This window comes from Arsenicibacter sp. R0_47 (genome assembly GCF_057652235.1).
On the sequence record NZ_JBYFCJ010000001.1, the window covers coordinates 182,948 to 200,798 of the forward strand.

Here is a 17,851-nt window from a genome sequence, read left to right on the forward strand (position 1 = left end):
TTACTCCTCGTAGGCCCAGTCGATCCGGTGTTTCATATCCTTAATCACCAGCCCCTGCTGTTTGAAATAAGAACGAACTTCGTCAATCTTATCGTATTGCTTCTGCTCTTTGTACTGCCGGTACAGCACCAGCATGCCTTCGACTACACCATTGCCTTCGCTCTTTTCCTCTTTCAGGCCAAGAGCATCTTCGATAAAGGTAACGAACGATTCTTTCAGCAGCGTAAAGAGCTCTTCGCCCAGCGCTGCCGGCTGCAGCTGATTCATGTACAGCATGTTGACGTACTTCAGCATGTTAAACAGGTTGGCGAGCGCTACCGCCGTATTCAGGTCGTCGTTCATAGCATCGTAGAAACCCTGAACGGATTTGCGGATGTCCTCCTGCTTTTTCGGATCGGCAGCGACCTCATCACCGGCGTTGTAGGTAAGTGTTTTTACCACCCGAAGGCCGTTGACCAGGCGTTTGTAGCCTTTCTGCGCGGCTTTGAGCGCCTCGTTCGAGAAGTCGAGCGTACTGCGGTAGTGTGACTGCAACATGAAGAAGCGCACCGTCATCGGTGAGTAAGCCTGCTCCAGAAGCGGGTGGCTGCCCGCAAACAGTTCGGCCGGCAGGAACGAGTTACCCAGCGATTTCGACATTTTCTGGCCGTTGACGGTCAGCATGTTCGAGTGCATCCAGTACCGGACCGGCTCCCGGCCGTTGAGGCCGCTGCCCTGCGCAATTTCGCATTCGTGGTGCGGGAATTTAAGGTCCATCCCGCCGCCGTGAATGTCAAACTGAGTGCCCAGGTATTTAGTGCTCATGCAGGTACACTCCAGATGCCAGCCCGGGAAGCCGTTGCCCCACGGCGACGGCCACCGCATGATGTGTTCGGGTGAGGCGTTTTTCCAGATGGCAAAATCCAGCGGATTCCGCTTCTCCGACTGCCCGTCGAGCTCGCGGGTTTCGTTCAGCAGGTCATCCAGAATCCGGCCCGAGAGCTTGCCGTAGTTGCCGCCCTTCTGGTTATACGACTGAATATCAAAATATACTGATCCGTTCGATTCATACGCCAGCCCCTGATCAATCAGCTGACTGACCGCTTCGATCTGCTCAACCATGTGGCCGGTTGCGGTCGGCTCAATGCTGGGCGACAGCGCGTTGAACGTTTCCATAACCTTGTGGAAATCGTTGGTATACCGCTGCACAATCTCCATCGGTTCCAGCTTCTCCAGCTTGGCCATCCGCCCGATTTTATCTTCGCCCTCGTCACCGTCGCCGACCAGGTGGCCGACATCCGTCAGGTTACGTACGTAGCGGACTTTGTAGCCGATATGCGTCAGGTAACGGAACAGCGTATCGAAGGTCAGAAACGTCCGGACATTGCCTAAGTGCACGTAATTGTATACGGTCGGGCCGCAGACATACATACCGACATACGGGGCATTAATCGGCTCGAACAGGTCTTTTTGGCGGGTAAGCGTATTGTAAAGCTTCAGTGGCTGCATTATCTCTTACTGGTTTGCGTTCCGATGGCTGTAAAACTCCCGTTATGCCGGAAAAGTGCGGTCTGCGGAGGACATTCGGCTACCGGAACGGCTCATTTTAACTGGTTGCGAAGTTACAGAATGTTAGTCTTAAAACGCTACCCTTCCGACTTTTCCGTATTTTTGCCGGTCTATTGGCCAAAAGATCCGTTTTTCTTCGTTTTATGCAACTTGTTGAAGTAGGTACAAATGCTGATTATCAGCGGGAATTTATCATGTTTCCGGTCCGGTTATATCAAAACGATCCTAAATGGACACGGCCGCTCGATAATGACGTTGCTGATGTCTTTGATCCCGAAAAAAACAAGTTTTTCCGGAACGGGGAATGTACCCGCTGGCTGTTGCTGAATGAGGCAAAGGAAACCATCGGGCGTGTTGCTGCCTTCATTAACCGGAAAACGGCTACGGTAGGCAATGACCAGCCAACCGGCGGCATGGGCTTTTTTGAGTGTATTGACGATCAGCAGGCAGCGGACCTGCTATTCGATACCTGCAAAAACTGGTTGGCTGAACGCGGTATGGAGGCCATGGACGGGCCGATCAACTTCGGGGAACGCGACCGCTGGTGGGGCGCCCTCGCCGAAGGCTACGACAGGGAACCCAACTATGGTATGCCCTACACCAAACCGTATTATATCCGGCTCTTTGAGCAGTACGGTTTTCAGGAATATTACCAGCAGCATACCTATTACATGCCGCTGGATGAGCAGGGGGTACGCAATGCGCTCCATCCGACGGTTTTTGAGCGGGCCAACCGGATTCTCAATGATCCGTCATTTACGTTCGAGCATATCCGGAAAACTCAGTTGGCTAAATATGCCGAAGACTTCCGGACTATCTATAACCAGGCCTGGTCGAATAACCTCAATGCCGGCGAAATGACCAAAGAACGGGCCCTCGCCCTGATGGAGCGTATGAAGCCGATTCTGGATGAAAAACTGATGTGGTTTGGTTACCACGGTCCTGAAAAAGAGCCGGTTGCTTTTTTCATCATGCTGCCGGAACTGACCCATTACTTTAAGCGCATGAACGGGAAACTTGACCTGATCGGGAAGCTTAAATTCCTGTATCATAAAGTGATGCGTACCAATAAACAGGCATTTGGTGTTATTTTTGGCGTAATCCCGTCCTTTCAGGGCCGGGGCGTTGAATCGGCCATTGCCATTGCGTTTCCGACGGAAGCGTGGAAGACCAAAGGATTTCAGTATGAGCACCTGGAACTGAACTGGATCGGGGATTTTAATCCGAAGATGCAGCGCTATGCCAAACTGCTGGGCGCCACCATTGCCAAGCGGCATATCACGTTCCGGTATCTGTTCGACCGGACTAAACCATTTAAACGGCATCCGAACATTTAAGCGGGCTGTCCGGAATACACAAACGTTGAAACTATACTAAATTATAGCACTAATAATGAGTCTGTTAACTGTCGGCTCCGTCGCATTTGATGCATTGGAGACTCCATTTGGCAAAACCGATAAAATCATCGGGGGAGCCGCCACATATATTACCCTGTCGGCGTCGTATTTCACGAAGGCAAACAACCTGGTTGCGGTCGTGGGCGATGACTTTCCGCAGAGCATGATCGACATTTTTAAAGATCACGGCATCAACACGGAAGGACTGGAAATCCGCCAGGGCGAAAAAACGTTTTTCTGGTCGGGTAAGTACCACAACGACATGAACAGCCGCGACACCGTAGAGGTGCAGCTGAACGTGATGGGCGACTTTAATCCGGTGATTCCGGATGCGTACCAGAACTGCGAATACCTGATGCTGGGTAACACGGCCCCGGCGGTGCAGCGGATGGTAATTGAGCGGCTGACAACGCGGCCGAAACTGGTCGTGCTCGACACGATGAACCTCTGGATCGACATTGCCAACGACGACCTGAAGGGTCTTTTACCGCTGGTGGACGTGCTGGTGCTGAACGATGAAGAAGCGCGGATGCTGACCGGCGACTATGCACTGGTACGGGCGGCGGCCACGATCCGGGCGATGGGACCGAAAACGGTGATTATCAAGAAAGGCGAGCATGGTGCGTTGTTGTTCCAGGACGAACACATCTTCTATGCCCCGGCCTTGCCGCTGGCCGAAGTCTTTGATCCGACCGGAGCGGGTGATACGTTCGCCGGTGGTTTTATTGGTTACCTGGCCAAAACCGGTGATCTGTCGTTCGATAACATGAAGCGGGCCGTGATCTACGGATCGGCCATGGCGTCGTTCTGCGTAGAGAAATTCGGCGCCGAGCGGATGCTGAACCTGAGTCAGGACGAAATTTACGACCGTGTGAAGCAGTTTGTCCGCCTGTCGGCGTTCAGTGTTGAGCTATAAGTAAGCGGTTGTCAAGATAGCAGGGGCGGTACAGGAGACATTATGTTCCTGTATCGCCCCTGATTTGTTAGAGACCGGCGAAAACTTCAGGTGGTGAAAACATCTGTCATGTGGCCGGATGACGGCGGTCATCCCCTGATAATCTGGTAGCTGTACCTTTACAACAGATTAACCAGCACAGCAGAGAGGGTGCTTTACATCATCATGAAAACAATTCTGGTTCCGGTCGATTTTTCGGAAAATGCCGCTAACGCCCTGCATTTTGCCATTCGCCTGTCGCAAAAACTTCAGGCGAACCTTGTTCTCTTTCACTCATTTCATACGTTTCACGTCAATCCATACGGGTCTGCCAGGGCACTGGATGACGAGATGCGCGGCGGAAAGCAGTATGCCGATGAGCAGCTACGGCAATTCTACCTGAAGGCAGGCGGCAATCCCCTCCATACGCCTGCGTTAATCAGCAGCCCCAACGAGCTGCGCGATGAAATCATGCAGCTCGTTACGGATAAACACATCGACCTGATCGTGATGGGGACGCAGGGGGCAGGCAGTAAGCTGGAAGGCATGCTGTTTGGCACCAACACCGCCTGGGTAATCGAAAAGGCGCCCTGTCCGGTCATTGCCATTCCGGAACGCCTGCATCTGGATACGCTGAGTGAGATTGTGTACGCCACTGACTACCTGCCGGGCGATGTCGTGAATCTGGGTTTGCTGGCTCCGGTCGCGGCCCTGTTCAACGCTCACATTACGGTTATTCACGTGGCGAAAGACGAGTCATGGGCGGCTGTGCAGGCATTGGCGGCGTTTGAACAGCAGGTTATGGCCAACACGGATTTTAGGGACATCAGCTTCCGGTTATGGAAAGGCAACGGCGTGGAACGGAGCCTTGACCAGTACCTGGAAACCAACCATGTGGATTTACTGGTGATGACAGCTCATCAGCGCACTACGACGGAAAAACTGTTCGGCAAAAGCATGACCAAAGCCATGACGCTGCACGCCGCTACCCCGCTGATGGTGTTTCATCAGTGAAATGTAGCCGCATTGTTCTCGCCTTAACGATGGCAGAGAACAATGCGGCTACATTAGCGAACAGGCCTAGGCGTTCAGGTTGTCAATATCAAACGGCATCTTCCGCACACGGATACCGGTAGCAGCGAAAATGGCGTTGGCCAGGGCAGGGGCTACCGGTGGTAAGCCCGGTTCACCAACCCCTTTGATGTTTTTGCCGCCTTCGGCCAGAATATGTACCTCGATGGCCGGCATTTCGTTGATGCGCAGGACCGGATTGTCGTGGAAATTGCTTTGTTCGGTCTTGCCGCCGGCAAACGTGATGCCGTTCTTGATGGCCGCTGTAATGCCCATCACAACTGCCCCTTCGACCTGTGCCTTTACGTTGTCCGGATTAACGACGGTTCCCAGATCAATAACGGCATAGACCTTGTCGATTTTAACCGAGTTATCCGACCGCCGCGATACCTCAATCACCTGACCACCTAAACCGGCGAAGAAATCCCACTGCGCCACGCCGCGTCCTTTTCCTTTCGGCAGCGGGGTGTCCCAGTTTGATACTTCTTTCAGTTTCTGCAACACCCGTTTGGTATCCGAATCTTTGGTGAGCATACTGAGCCGGAACGCCATCGGATCTTTACCGGCGGCATGAGCCAGTTCATCCAGAAAACATTCGTGCGAAAAGGCCAGGGTTGAGCTGGTTACCGAGCGCCACCAGAACATCGGTACGTGAATGTCGGCATAGACAAACAGGTTCTTCGTGTTCGGTATTTCGTAGGCCTGATGGCTGATGCCCTCGGTCATGGTCTGATCCAGTTTGGTTTTATCGTTGGCAGGATTCAGAAACGACATGATGGTCGGCGAAATCACCTTGTGCTGAAACGCCACCAGCTTGCCATCGGCCGAGATGCCGCCTTTCATTGCCGAGAAGGTTTGCGGGCGGAACGGGCCCAGTTGGGTATCGTCTTCGCGGGTCCAGATCAGTTTGACCGGCTTTTTAATGGCTTTGGTCAGGTTAACGGCTTCGATGATGAAATCAATCGCCAGCCGGCGGCCGAACCCGCCCCCGCTGAAGGCGGTGTGCAGTGTAACATCACTGGCTTTCAGACCGAATAGAGGCGGCAGATCGCGCAGAATGTCTGATGGCACCTGCGTCGATGTCCAGATTTCCAGCGTATTATCCGCTTTCCAGTGGGCGGTACAGTTCATGGCCTCCATCGGTGAATGTGCCACAAACGGTGTTTCGTAGAATGCTTCGATCTTTTTGCCTGCCTCACCGAAAGCCTTGTCAAAGTCGCCGGTACCGGCATCCAGGACGCCCTCTTTTTTGGCCAGATCACGCAGGCTTTGCGAATAACCGGCTGAGTTAAACGCCTCCTTGCCCTGATAGTCCCACGCAACGTTCAGCGCCTTACGGCCTTTGAGGGCAGCCCAGTAGTTTTTGGCAATTACCGCCACACCGGTGGATTTGTAGACGCCGAACACCCGCTCCACTTCCAGTACCTGTTCAACACCGGCAATCTTCATGGTGGCGGTTTTGTCGTAGGTTTTCAGGGTAGCACCGAAGACCGGACAGTGTTCCACCGAGGCATACACCATCCCCGGCACGTCGGCGTCGATACCAAACACGGCTTTGCCCGAAACTTTCAGCGGCACATCCTGCCGCTTGACGGACTTGCCGATCAGTTTAAAATCTTTCGGGTCTTTCAGGACCGGGCTTTTCGGCACCTCAAGTCTGGAGGCGGCTTCGGCCAGTTCGCCGTAAGAGATCCGTTTGCCGGATGGCTTGTGGACCACCGTTGCCTTTTCGGCATAACACTCCGATGCCGGAACGCCCCACTGCTTGCCGGCGGCGGTAATGAGCATTTCTTTGGCGGCAGCACCGGCCTTCCGCATGTCGTTGTAGCTCGACCGTACGGAAAAACTACCTCCCGAAAACTGGGCGTCCCCGAACGTACTTTCGCCTCCGGTCTGTAACACGGTATACTGGTCAGGAGCAAGCTCAAGCTCCTCCGCAATCAGGACGGGAATGGACTGGAACGTGCCCTGGCCAATCTCCGGTTTTGAATTAAACAGGGTGATTTTACCCGACTTTTCGATGATGATGTAGGGCGTAAACGTATAGCCCGGTGCCGGTGCCGTTGACCGCAGCGTCTGGACGGTAGCCATATCCGTGGCAGTGGCCGACGAAATCCCGAGCACAAATGCGGTGCCCGACAGCCCTGCATACCGCAGGAAGTCACGGCGGTTGACAGTAGTGTTTTTCTGAGCAGACATAGGTTAGCGGGACGCTTGTTTAGGTGATTTTTTTACGGTACCGGCTTCGGTCTTCAGCGTGGCCGCTGCCGAGTGAATCGCTTTCCGGATGCGGTTGTAGGTACCGCAGCGGCAGATGTTGCCGGCCATGTAGGTATCAATATCGTCGTCGGTCGGGTTAGGATTGCTTTTCAGCAACGCCACAGCGCTCATGATCTGCCCCGACTGGCAGTAGCCGCATTGAGGCACCTGCTCTTCGATCCAGGCTTTCTGGACGACATGGTCAACGTTTGCCGAAATGCCTTCAATCGTGGTGATTTTGCTGGTCGCCTTCACGGCCGAAACCGGTGTCTGGCAGGAGCGGACGGGCTGCCCGTCGAGGTGAATGGTACAGGCCCCGCAAAGGCCCATGCCGCAGCCAAACTTAGTGCCTTTCAGGCCCGCATAGTCGCGGATGACCCACAGCATCGGCGTATCCGGTTCGGCTTCGATGGTTGTTCGTTTGCCGTTGATGGTAAGCGTGTATGTTTTCACGGAAGTACGTGTTTATTATTCATCTAAGATAAGGCGTTTACGGAAATTATACGCTGGTATGACATTCCATGTAAAGTTTTTGTTTTTCGGAATGTCAGGTGTAACTGTTTGGCTGATAGTGGCGTCGTTCTTTGCCGCTGAATTACATCTGTCGCCGAACTACTTCGGGGATTTGATTAAGAAAGAAACCGGTAAAACAGCCCTGGAGTACATTCAGCTTCAGTTGCTGGATCTGGCAAAGGAGCGGATGTTTGACACAACCAAATCGGTCAGCGAAATTTCCTACGAGTTAGGCTTTAAATATCCGCAGCATTTTACGCGGTTTTTTAAGCAAAAAACGGGCCTCTCCCCGAACGAGTACCGGAGTAAGCGGGTAGCGATTGACCGGCTGGCCGCAGAACAAGGCTAGTCAATCAGCGTAGCCTTACCGGTTTTAAAGTCGAAGATCAGGATATGGTCGAGAAAAAGCTTGTTGCCAATCGCACCGGCGACGTTAGCTTCGTCGAAAATGGCTGATTCCCCTTTTTCGACGTACACCACGATGTTGCTGTAGGTCTTCCCGAGAATCTGCACCTTTTTGCTGATTTTACCGCCCAGTGCATTATAAACGGCTCCCGATTCACCGTTGTTGATGTTGTACAGGGTATCTGTCAGGGCCTTAGGCGCAAAAGAGACCGACGATTTGGGTGTTGTATTCAGGGTAAACATACTTGCTCCGCAATCATACATAAAGTCTTTCGACTCCGTACCGATTCTGACTGGCAGGATAATCCGGTTTTTGTAAAAACGGAAGGGCGATGTGTTAAGCTTCTGCCTGTAAAATCCGGCCGACAGCTTATCACAATAGCCGATTTTGCGGTGCTTAAAGTCGAGAATGAGGACCTTGTCCTTAAAGATATCGACCCCGATAGTTCCGACACTGAACCCTTTGTATTTATCGAGGTAATCCTGCGGGAAATTGCCGCCTATTTTGTCATTTTTCAGGATAACAGGCGGTAATACCGGAACGTCAAACCTGAACGGAGGCGTTGCAATTTTATACCAGTTGCCATTGCTGGCTGAATCAACCCGCCGGATCATTTGGCTCAGGTAAGGAAATTTCGTCTCGAATTTTTTGAATGTGCCCCCTTCCAGATACGTATATGGGCTGCCTGTGTCCAGCTGCCAGCGGAAAAAATAACTTAGGGTATCGAGGCGGGCCGTGACCAGCATCACATCGCGGGTATCGGGATCCGACCAATCAAAAGGAACCCACGTTATTTTCTCCTGATTAAATGTAGCCTGCCCGAAAGACAGTAAGGCGACGTGCAGACAGAGTAAGGTAGTAAGGATTGGCTTTTTCATGGAGGGTCCGGATCGGAGCTTTATTTTGTCACCCAATATACGAATCGGAGACAAAATAAACCAACAGGTTTTGCCTCTGCTCGCCGGTAAAAAGGCTAACCGGCCTGTCAATGTCAGCGCGTCCCCGTCCTGATGGCGGCAAAGGTGAGCTTTTCTTTGATCCGTGCGTCAATGGCTGTCAGCGATGGGTTTGTGTCATTTATCCATTGCCGGTCGTCCGCAAAAGCTGCTTCGGGGTAAAGCGTTTCATAAGTAGTAACGATGCGTTTCCGTACGCCTGCTTCATAGTCAATAACAAATTTTGTCTCCCAGCGCGGGCCATAGGCATACATGGCCGCATACATGGCTTTGGCCATGTGCTCATCTGCTCCGGTTGTTAAGCACGCTTCAAAAAACATGCGATGGACGGCCTGCCACGTTTCCTGTTTGTGGTCACAATGGTATTTATGAACTACAAATGCGTTCCGGTAAGCAGCAGTATAAGGTGATCCGGCAATTTGCCGGACCTGCTGTGGCAATGATGTGCTGTCCACCAGAACATTTTGCGGAACAACCCATATTTTTCCGGTACTGTCGATAAAGGCAAACGGAGCTTTACCCTCAGGACCTGTATAACGCCATTGTTGACCAGCGGTTCAATACGGATATCGTCGGAAAAATGGCGTTTCTGCCCGTGAAAAGCAGTTGCGCATAGCAAGAGGATTAAGCAGGAAAAGAAGGCATTGCGGGTCATGGATGGCTAAACAGATAAGATCAAAGAGTCAATTTGCAATATATGGCAGGTTGAGGTTCAGTAATCTGAACCTCAACGTTTTTTTTTCAGCCTCTGTGGCGCTGCTAAAAAAAAGCGCTTAGCCCGGCTTGTGGATAGCCCTGCCAATTTCGCTGGACTAGCGGCGCGGGAGAGAAGCGGTCCGCCTGGTAGTTATACGCCAGCTCAAGCCGGAAGGCCTGCGTCAGCCGGACGCCTAAACCACCGGTAAACGACAGGGTGTTGGCCGAATGACGGATTCCGGCTTGCCCCATGTTGTAGGGCGACGAGATCATAAACTGGCCGAACTGGTAACCGGCCTCGGCAAAGGGGGTAACACGGGATGAGGTCAGGTAATAGCGGATAAACGGACCTGTAAGCCAGGAGCTGACATGGCCTTCCACCGTATTGCTCCAGTCAGTAGCATATCCTCCGTTCAGACCGAGCAGCAGCTTATTGGCGATAAAATAGCCGCCGTACGCGCTGAACTCCAGCTGATTGCCGATGATTGGGCTGGAGCCATAGTTGGCGTAAATACCAACGGCACGGGTCTTTTTCTGCAGGGATCGGGTGGCTGTTTTCAGATTAGTTGATTGAGCAATGGCCTGGCAGGAGCAGATAAGGAACAGGAATAAGGTAGTGGTTTTCATACTGCTTTCGTTAATGGTGATATTTCGAAAACGTGAATGTCCCCGGATTCGTATACAGCAGATTGATTGTTTTTACGGATTGTTAATAGGAGGTAACCGGCACTCAGCAAAGCATAAAAAAAGCGGCAGGTCGCTGAGACTTTGCCGCTTCGTATACTGTACAGATACCTGTTTGTTATTGCTTCTTCAGGAACTGGTAGGCAACGCCGAAATGAGCGTAGAAAACGCCGCTCTTGAAGTTAGCGCGTGCATAGGGCGACAGTTCAAACGCAACCCGCAGGTTCGGTAGGCTGTGGATGGGCGCTACCCGGACACCGGCATGCAGTGAATAGCCTTCCAGAATGTCGGCATCGTTTAGCTGATTTAACGCATTGAACCGTACGCCAAGCCCCGTGTAATAGTTCACAAACTCCTTCCGGCTGACGTTGACCATCGGGGCTACCGTGGTGCTGAGCGAGCCGAAGAGGGTGTTAAACTGCATCCGGCCATCGAGCCAAACCGCTTTGTTGGGGTTGGTGCTGACCGTAAACAGGGAACTGAACGGATAATAGGCCACCGAAGCCTGACTAAAAGCCGCGAACGATAGCAGCACGCCGGCCGCTGACAAGACAATACGTTTCATGCTGCGAATAAGGCGTTTTTTAGCCATCCGTCCAATCTTTTTTAGGCAATGACCGCCCTAGGTCTGGATCACACCGACGTTGAACGGCCGGGTGATCGGGGCATGATTGGCGGCGGTAATACCTTCCGACAGGATCTGACGGGTTTGCAGCGGATCAATCACCGCATCGACCCACAACCGCGATGCCGCGTAGTAGGGCGATAGCTGGGCATTATACTGATCGGTGATTTTCTGCAACAGCGCCTGTTCTTCGTCCGGGGTCAGGGGCTGACCTTTGGCCTTCATCGTCGCGACCTGAATCTGTACCAGGGTTTTGGCCGCCGATGCCCCGCTCATGACTGCCATCTGTGCCGTAGGCCAGGCCAGCATCAGGCGCGGATCGTAGGCTTTGCCGCACATGGCGTAGTTGCCGGCTCCGTAGCTGTTGCCGACCACCACCGTAAATTTCGGCACTACCGAATTGGCCATCGCATTGACCATCTTGGCGCCGTCTTTGATAATCCCGCCCTGCTCCGAACGGCTGCCGACCATAAAGCCCGTTACGTCCTGCAAAAACACCAGCGGAATGCGTTTCTGATTGCAGTTCATGATAAACCGCGCTGCTTTATCGGCCGCATCGCCGTAAATCACACCGCCCATCTGCATTTCCTGTGCCTGACCGGTGCGCCCTTTGGCCTTAACGACTTTACGCTGGTTGGCCACAATGCCGACCGCCCAGCCGTCAATCCGGGCATAGCCGCACAGCAACGATTTGCCGTAGAGGGGTTTATATTCGTCGAATTCGGAGTTGTCGACCAGCCGCTCAATGAGCTCAAGCATGTCGTAGGGCTTTACCCGGTCGAGGGGCAGGAGCTGATAAATAGCTTCGGGGGCTTTGGCGGGAGGCACTGGCGCCGCGCGGTCGAAGCCGGCCGTTTCGGAATGGCCCAGTTTGTCAAACATGCGTTTGATCGCGTCGAGGCAGCTTTGGTCGTCGGGGTATTTGTTGTCGGTAACGCCCGAAATCTCGCAGTGCGTACTGGCTCCGCCCAGCGTTTCGGCGTCTACGTCTTCGCCGATGGACGCTTTGACCAGATAAGGACCTGCCAGAAAAATAGATCCGGTGCCTTCAACAATCAGCGCCTCGTCGGACATGATAGGCAGATAAGCGCCGCCGGCCACACAACTGCCCATGATCGCCGCAACCTGCAGAATGCCCATCGACGACATCATCGCATTGTTGCGGAAGGTACGGCCGAAATGCTCCTTATCGGCAAACACCTCATCCTGAAGCGGGAGATACACCCCGGCACTGTCGACAAGGTAGATGATGGGTAACCTGTTTTCCATGGCAATTTCCTGCGCACGGAGGTTTTTCTTGGCCGTAATCGGGAACCAGGCACCGGCTTTCACGGTAGCGTCATTCGCGACAACCACGCATTGCCGGCCCGACACATAGCCGATACCGGCCACCACGCCTGCCGACGGGCATCCGCCGTGCTCGGCATACATGCCCTCGCCGGCGAAAAGGCCGATTTCGACAAAAGGCCGGTCATCGTCGGTCAGGTATGCAATCCGTTCGCGGGCGGTCAGTTTGCCTTTGCGGTGCTGATCGTCAATTTTCTTTTGTCCGCCGCCCAGTTGGGTTTGGGCCGTTTTCTGGCGGAGCTGCTCCAGTAATGAGTCAAGTGATGAAGTGTACATAGCAGTAGCGCGGACGTTTCGGTCCGCATTAAACGTAAGCAGACAACCGGAAACGTGCGACAAAAACGCTACTTTGTGGTATCAGCGGTAGCCGTTGCCGTGCGGCCGGGTGTAACGGTCTGACTGGCAGGGGCGCCTTTGTCTTTCCGGCCAAACAGTGAAAAATGTACGTACCGCTTCGGGTTTTCGCGGAAGTCGGTCAGGAGCCGTTCCAGGCTGACGGTCGTGGCGTTGACGTTGGCATACAACGCTTCGTCAGACGTCAGTTTGCCGATAGAACCTTTGCCTTGCTGAATACCAGCCAGCAGTTTCTGCAGGTTGGCTACGGTCTGGTTGGCCGTTGCCAGCGTCTGCCGCAGTTGCAGGGCGTTCAGCGAATCCGCAAAGCTGCTGGCTTTAGCCAGAATCGGTTTTACCTGTTTTTCGGTCTCCGACAGTGATGCCGACAGGCGGTTGACGTTCGCGAGCGTGGCGCGCAGAGCGGCCCGGTTTTCCTGAACGGTCAGGTCGAGGGTGCCGGTTACCTTGTTCGCACCGGCCAGTGTCTGGTTCAGAATGGCGGCAGTTTTATCAAACGACAGCACAATCCGGTTCAGGTTGCGGGTCAGGGAGTCAACGTTGTTCAGTACCGGTGTGGCCTTGTTGCTGAGGGTTGCCACCATGCCCGATTCCTTGACGGCCACGAGCTTACCACCGTCTTCCATCGCCTGCGCCTTCTGGTTGAGGTCCAGTTTAATGAGCTTGCCACCCAGCAGGCCGTTGTCGGCCAGGATCGCTTTAGAGCCTTCGCCCACGGCCAGGTCCTTCCGGATGTCCATCGTTACCAGCATTTTATTCTGCTGATCCTGCAGGATTTTAATGGTCTTTACGCGGCCTACCGTAAATCCGTTTACCTGCACCGGATTGGAAACGGTTAAGCCGTCCACATTATCGTAAATAGCCTCGTATTGCCGGTTGCTTGAAAAGAAATCAGAGCCTTTTAAAAAATTAAAGCCAAAATAAAGCATCGCCAGCGCGACGACTGCCAGTATACCTACCTTCGTTTCCTGCGAAAATTTCATAACCAATAGTGAACGTGTGAAAGAGCGTTAGTGTGAGGTAACTATCCGGAAGTCTGCTGTTTGTCAGGCTCCGTTTTCGCTCAGTTCACGACCTCAATCTTCAGATTTGCTGCGAAAGTACAACATCCCGGAGAGTTTGAATAGTTTGATCCGAGTGAAACTTTCTTAACACTACAACCAAAACTGACCGGGGTACTGTTTAATCAGCCGATTCAATTTCCTGTTTATATTGGGCAAAGGCTTTGAAAAGGGCATAGGCAATCTCTTCCTGCCCTTCTTCAGAGGCCAGATAGGCTTCTTCATTCGGGTTGGTCAGGAAGCCCGTTTCGACCAGTACGCTCGGCATGGTAGTCCGCCACAGCACCACAAATCCGGCCTGTTTCACGCCCCGGCTATGCCGTTCCGCGTGGCTGTTGAAGCTGCGCTCCACCTTTTCGGCAAAGTTGATGCTGCTGCCCATAAAGGCGTGCTGGTAGTTGGCCAGCATAATGTGGGCCAGCGGCGAATTCGGGTTAAAGCCCTTGTAGGTCTGCTGGTAGTTCGCTTCCTGCAGGATAACGGAGTTCTCCCGTTTCGCTACTTCGAGGTTGCCTTCGGTTTTATGCAGACCCAGTGTATAGGTCTCTGTACCATACAGCCGGCTCGACTGGGCATTGGCATTGACGTGAATCGAAATAAACAAATCGGCGCGGTTGCGGTTGGCAATGGCGGAGCGTTCGGCAAGTTCGACAAAGTGGTCACTGGCCCTGGTCAGGATCACCCGCACGTTCGGCATCTCGGTTTTTATCTGGCGTGCCAGCTGTAATCCGATCTTCAGCACAATCCGTGACTCCCGGTTACGTTTTGTCATACAGCCGGGGTCTTTGCCGCCGTGGCCGGGGTCGATCACAACCGTGCGCAGCCGGTTCGGTCCGCCTTCGGTTGTCGCCGGCTGGCTGTTTGAGATGGTGTCCTGAAATACGGGCTGTTGCTGAACCGTGAGCGCCAGCAGCGGCCATACCAGGATCATAACTGGTCCGCCGATTGTGCCAAACAGGACTTTAATAATTTTTAACGGCACAATCTGTTTGAAAGTAATGATAGGAAAAGCCTTCGTCATAACTTTGCATAACCCGGGTTGTGGGTATTTTAGTAAATCTAATGTCTTTGACAAAACTGGTAAATACATACTTTATTATACGGACCATATCAAAACGCTTGTCGGGAGCGGTTTTGATGGGGCTGATGTTTCTGTTCCAGATCACTCAGGCACAGACGGTACCGCAGCAGCCGGCAAAAGGCGGCATTCCGGCGCCGCCCACACCGGCCCAGACGGTACCGGATAAACCAACCGGCTCGCCGGGCGTAATCCGTGCCCTCTCCGGCCGTGACTCATCGGCGGTTTCCCGCCGGGATTCCTTACAGCAGGACTCCCTTAAAACGGACGATAGTTTCCGGACAACGGTCACGTATTCTTCCCGTGATTCAACCATTTATTCGGCAGATGGTCAGATTATGGAATTATACGGCGATGCAAAGGTAACATACGGAGATATAGCACTCAACGCTGATTACATCCGGCTGAACTATACGACCAATGAAGTGTATGCCAAAGGCCGCTATGATTCAACGTCCCGGAAGATGGTTGGCCTGCCGGTTTTTAAGGACGGTTCCGAACAGTATGATACCAACGAAATCCGGTACAATTTTCGGACCAAAAAAGGAAAAATTCAGGGCGTTGTTACCCAGCAGGGCGAAGGCAATATCCGGGGGAAGGATGTTAAGAAAGATGCCGACGACAATATGTATATCCGGGGGGCTATCTATACCACCTGTAACCTGGCAACACCGCACTTCCACATTAACGCCACCAAGCTGAAAGTTGTTCACAATAAACAGGTGATTGCAGGGCCGTTTAATCTGGTTGTCAATCAGATACCGCTGCCGATCGGGTTGCCGTTCGGGTTCTTCCCGTTCCCGAAGAAAAAAGAAAACGGGGTGTCAGGGATTCTGATGCCGCAGTATGGCGAAGAGCCGAACGGACGCGGATATTACCTGCGCGACGGCGGGTATTACTGGGCCGTAAACGAGAACATCGGTTTACAGTTCCGCGGGCAGATTTATTCAAAGGGAAGCTGGGGTCTTGGCACGACGGCTGCCTACAACAAACGCTACTATTACAGCGGCGGCTTTGACCTGCGGTATGCCCGTAACCGCTCCGGCGACCGCGTCGATACAACGCAGAAACCACGGAACGATTTTTCGATTACATGGTCCCATTCTCCGGTGCCGCGCGGTCGGGGAACGTTCTCGGCCAACGTAAACGTAACCAGCAACAGCTACAATTCGACCAATTCGTATGATTTACAGCGGTATACATCAAACGTAGCGGGGTCATCGGTCCAGTACAACCGGACGTTCGGGCAGTATATCCGCTCGGGAGCAAGTTTCCGGGTGAATCAGCAGTTTGGAACCACTACTCCCGGATCAACCGTCAGACAAAATGGTAAAACGGATATATCGACGGATTTCAACCTCGGGATTAACCAGATTTCGCCGTTTGCGTTGAATGGTGGTTCGGGCCGGTGGTACGAAAGCTTCCGGGTGGGGTTTGATTTCCGGGGGCAGGCTACCATTAATAACACCCGCCGGACGCAGGTAGATACGACAGGGCTCGGTTTTAAAGTAATCCCTCCGAGCGGGGTGACACTGAAAAGCCGCGCAGAATACATTGCTGACAGTATCGCCCGGGCGCAGGCAATCCGCGATGGCCAGGTAATTGCCGACCCGAATATATTTGCCTTCAGCTGGGGGAACCGTGAAACAATCTGGCGGAATGGTACCATCCAGAGCTCGTACAGTATCCCGATTTCACTGCCAAACGTTAAACTCTTCAAGTACATCAACCTGACGCCGGGATTCTCGCTGGCCGGTGATCTGTACACTAAAAAGCTGAATTACACGTACATACCAGCCGAAAAAGGCGTTCGTATTGATACGCTGAAAGGCCTGTTCCCGACTTATAACTTTGCGGTCAATGCCAGCATGAACACGCGGGTGTATGGTACATTTTTCTTCAAAGGGAAACGCCTGCAGGCAATCCGGCATACGCTGGCACCGTCTATCGCGTTCAGCTACGTACCGGATTTTTCGAATCCATCGTTCGGAATGTTTCAGGAATTGCCGGAAGAACTGGGCCTGCCGTCGTATAAGCGCCGGATCTCGCGGTTCCGCGGGTTAGGTGGTGCCGCCGGTTCGGCTACGTCGGGGCAGTCGGCGTTTATCTCGTTCGGATTTGTCAACCAGCTCGAAATGAAAGTGCGGTCGCGCAGCGATTCGGCAGGCAGCGAGTTTAAGAAAATTCCGATTTTCGACAACATCAGCATGACCGGTAGCTACAACATGCTGGCAGCTGAGTATAAGCTGTCGAACATCAACGTGAGTGCGAATACCCAGATTTTTAAGAATATCAGCTTTAACTTCTCGGCGACCTTTGATCCGTATAGCTATGTGGAAGCTCCAACCAGCTCAACGGCATCTACCCCGGGTGTCCGGAATTTCGTCCGTGTCAACCGCTACGCCGTAACGGAAGGGCAGGGACTGGCTCATCTGCAAAGCGCGCAGGTCTTCCTGAGCGGCCGGCTGGCTCCTCCGGGTGCTGACAAAACGAAGCGGCCAGCACCGGGTGCATCCGAAGCAAACATGCGGGCCATCAATGCCAATCCAGACCTGTATGTCGATTTTAACATTCCATGGTCGTTGAATGCCAGTTATTCATTTGGGGTCAGTAATTATCCGGGGGCGCCGAGTGCCATCATCCAGACCCTCAACCTGACCGGCGATTTTAGCCTGACACCAAAGTGGAAATTTACGTTCAGCACCGGTTTCGACTTCCAGGCCAAACGCCCGTCGCTGACAACCGTCGGGGCCACGCGCGATTTACACTGCTGGGATATGTCGTTCAACTGGACGCCGTTTGCAGGCAGTGCCCAGCGGGTCAGCAACTACTCATTTGAGCTGCGGGCGCGGTCTTCTCTCTTACAGGAACTCAAGTTAAGCCGTCGCCGGAGCTTCTACGACCGGGGTGGTTTCTAAAAAC

At 53.2% G+C, this 17,851-nt stretch carries 15 protein-coding genes and 1 pseudogene; 5 read left to right on the forward strand and 11 right to left on the reverse strand.

The genetic code is table 11. The features are described from left to right. Positions 1-1,488, reverse strand: coding sequence for a cysteine--tRNA ligase (gene cysS, locus AC23NW_RS00745; protein ID WP_487447057.1), 1,488 nt, complete (start codon positions 1,486-1,488; stop codon positions 1-3). A 203-nt stretch (positions 1,489-1,691) separates the two neighbouring features. Here cysS and AC23NW_RS00750 point away from each other — a divergent pair, with 203 nt between their 5' ends. From AC23NW_RS00750 to AC23NW_RS00760, 3 genes are all read left to right on the forward strand, one after another. Beyond that, positions 1,692-2,885: a hypothetical protein gene (locus tag AC23NW_RS00750; RefSeq protein WP_487447059.1), complete on the forward strand. Its 1,194-nt coding sequence runs from the start codon at positions 1,692-1,694 to the stop codon at positions 2,883-2,885. Positions 2,886-2,940: 55 nt separating this feature from the next. Continuing rightward, positions 2,941-3,861, forward strand: coding sequence for a PfkB family carbohydrate kinase (locus tag AC23NW_RS00755; protein WP_293838511.1), 921 nt, complete (start codon positions 2,941-2,943; stop codon positions 3,859-3,861). A gap of 204 nt (positions 3,862-4,065) precedes the next feature. Beyond that, entirely contained in the window at positions 4,066-4,893 is an 828-nt protein-coding gene (locus AC23NW_RS00760; protein WP_487447061.1) for a universal stress protein, read from the forward strand. Between the two features lie 66 nt (positions 4,894-4,959). Here AC23NW_RS00760 and AC23NW_RS00765 read toward each other — a convergent pair whose 3' ends face one another. Next, positions 4,960-7,149: a xanthine dehydrogenase family protein molybdopterin-binding subunit gene (locus tag AC23NW_RS00765; RefSeq protein WP_487447062.1), complete on the reverse strand. Its 2,190-nt coding sequence runs from the start codon at positions 7,147-7,149 to the stop codon at positions 4,960-4,962. A gap of 3 nt (positions 7,150-7,152) precedes the next feature. Next, positions 7,153-7,662, reverse strand: coding sequence for a (2Fe-2S)-binding protein (locus tag AC23NW_RS00770; protein ID WP_293838523.1), 510 nt, complete (start codon positions 7,660-7,662; stop codon positions 7,153-7,155). A gap of 133 nt (positions 7,663-7,795) precedes the next feature. Here AC23NW_RS00770 and AC23NW_RS00775 point away from each other — a divergent pair. Continuing rightward, a pseudogene (locus tag AC23NW_RS00775) lies at positions 7,796-8,071 on the forward strand (helix-turn-helix domain-containing protein); the annotation flags it as partial. Here AC23NW_RS00775 and AC23NW_RS00780 read toward each other — a convergent pair. The 8 genes from AC23NW_RS00780 to AC23NW_RS00815 form a co-directional block, all read right to left on the reverse strand. Further along, on the reverse strand, positions 8,068-9,006 hold the full coding sequence (locus tag AC23NW_RS00780; protein ID WP_487447064.1) for a hypothetical protein: 939 nt from the start codon (positions 9,004-9,006) through the stop codon (positions 8,068-8,070). The pseudogene AC23NW_RS00775 and the gene AC23NW_RS00780 sit on opposite strands and share 4 nt — an antisense overlap. Positions 9,007-9,119: 113 nt before the next feature. Further along, complete coding sequence (locus AC23NW_RS00785; RefSeq protein WP_487447065.1) at positions 9,120-9,539, reverse strand: DUF1353 domain-containing protein; 420 nt, start codon at positions 9,537-9,539, stop codon at positions 9,120-9,122. Further along, positions 9,458-9,739 (reverse strand): hypothetical protein, encoded by a 282-nt coding sequence (locus tag AC23NW_RS00790; protein WP_487447725.1) that lies wholly within the window; start codon positions 9,737-9,739, stop codon positions 9,458-9,460. The genes AC23NW_RS00785 and AC23NW_RS00790 overlap by 82 nt, the downstream gene beginning before the upstream one ends. 104 nt (positions 9,740-9,843) lie before the next feature. Continuing rightward, entirely contained in the window at positions 9,844-10,407 is a 564-nt protein-coding gene (locus AC23NW_RS00795) for a hypothetical protein (RefSeq protein ID WP_487447067.1), read from the reverse strand. Between the two features lie 175 nt (positions 10,408-10,582). After that, positions 10,583-11,029 (reverse strand): hypothetical protein, encoded by a 447-nt coding sequence (locus AC23NW_RS00800; RefSeq protein ID WP_487447068.1) that lies wholly within the window; start codon positions 11,027-11,029, stop codon positions 10,583-10,585. A gap of 57 nt (positions 11,030-11,086) precedes the next feature. Next, positions 11,087-12,712 (reverse strand): acyl-CoA carboxylase subunit beta, encoded by a 1,626-nt coding sequence (locus AC23NW_RS00805; protein ID WP_487447070.1) that lies wholly within the window; start codon positions 12,710-12,712, stop codon positions 11,087-11,089. Positions 12,713-12,780: 68 nt separating this feature from the next. Continuing rightward, a complete protein-coding gene (locus AC23NW_RS00810; protein ID WP_487447071.1) occupies positions 12,781-13,773 on the reverse strand; it encodes an MlaD family protein in 993 nt (330 codons plus the stop codon). A gap of 199 nt (positions 13,774-13,972) precedes the next feature. Beyond that, entirely contained in the window at positions 13,973-14,782 is an 810-nt protein-coding gene (locus AC23NW_RS00815; RefSeq protein ID WP_310587057.1) for an N-acetylmuramoyl-L-alanine amidase, read from the reverse strand. Positions 14,783-14,913: 131 nt separating this feature from the next. Here AC23NW_RS00815 and AC23NW_RS00820 point away from each other — a divergent pair, with 131 nt between their 5' ends. Further along, a complete protein-coding gene (locus AC23NW_RS00820) occupies positions 14,914-17,847 on the forward strand; it encodes a putative LPS assembly protein LptD (RefSeq protein WP_487447072.1) in 2,934 nt (977 codons plus the stop codon). The last annotated feature ends 4 nt before the right edge of the window (positions 17,848-17,851 follow it).

Bases quoted from the DNA above. Each gene is read 5' to 3' on its own strand.
- AC23NW_RS00780 (WP_487447064.1), bottom strand. From the start codon at position 9,006: ATGAAAAAGCCAATCCTTACTACCTTACTCTGTCTGCACGTCGCCTTA.
- AC23NW_RS00755 (WP_293838511.1), top strand. From the start codon at position 2,941: ATGAGTCTGTTAACTGTCGGCTCCGTCGCATTTGATGCATTGGAGACT.
- AC23NW_RS00815 (WP_310587057.1), bottom strand. From the start codon at position 14,782: ATGATCCTGGTATGGCCGCTGCTGGCGCTCACGGTTCAGCAACAGCCC.
- AC23NW_RS00810 (WP_487447071.1), bottom strand. From the start codon at position 13,773: ATGAAATTTTCGCAGGAAACGAAGGTAGGTATACTGGCAGTCGTCGCG.
- cysS (WP_487447057.1), bottom strand. From the start codon at position 1,488: ATGCAGCCACTGAAGCTTTACAATACGCTTACCCGCCAAAAAGACCTG.
- AC23NW_RS00795 (WP_487447067.1), bottom strand. From the start codon at position 10,407: ATGAAAACCACTACCTTATTCCTGTTCCTTATCTGCTCCTGCCAGGCC.
- AC23NW_RS00760 (WP_487447061.1), top strand. From the start codon at position 4,066: ATGAAAACAATTCTGGTTCCGGTCGATTTTTCGGAAAATGCCGCTAAC.
- AC23NW_RS00790 (WP_487447725.1), bottom strand. From the start codon at position 9,739: ATGACCCGCAATGCCTTCTTTTCCTGCTTAATCCTCTTGCTATGCGCA.
- AC23NW_RS00750 (WP_487447059.1), top strand. From the start codon at position 1,692: ATGCAACTTGTTGAAGTAGGTACAAATGCTGATTATCAGCGGGAATTT.
- AC23NW_RS00765 (WP_487447062.1), bottom strand. From the start codon at position 7,149: ATGTCTGCTCAGAAAAACACTACTGTCAACCGCCGTGACTTCCTGCGG.
- AC23NW_RS00805 (WP_487447070.1), bottom strand. From the start codon at position 12,712: ATGTACACTTCATCACTTGACTCATTACTGGAGCAGCTCCGCCAGAAA.
- AC23NW_RS00820 (WP_487447072.1), top strand. From the start codon at position 14,914: ATGTCTTTGACAAAACTGGTAAATACATACTTTATTATACGGACCATA.
- AC23NW_RS00800 (WP_487447068.1), bottom strand. From the start codon at position 11,029: ATGAAACGTATTGTCTTGTCAGCGGCCGGCGTGCTGCTATCGTTCGCG.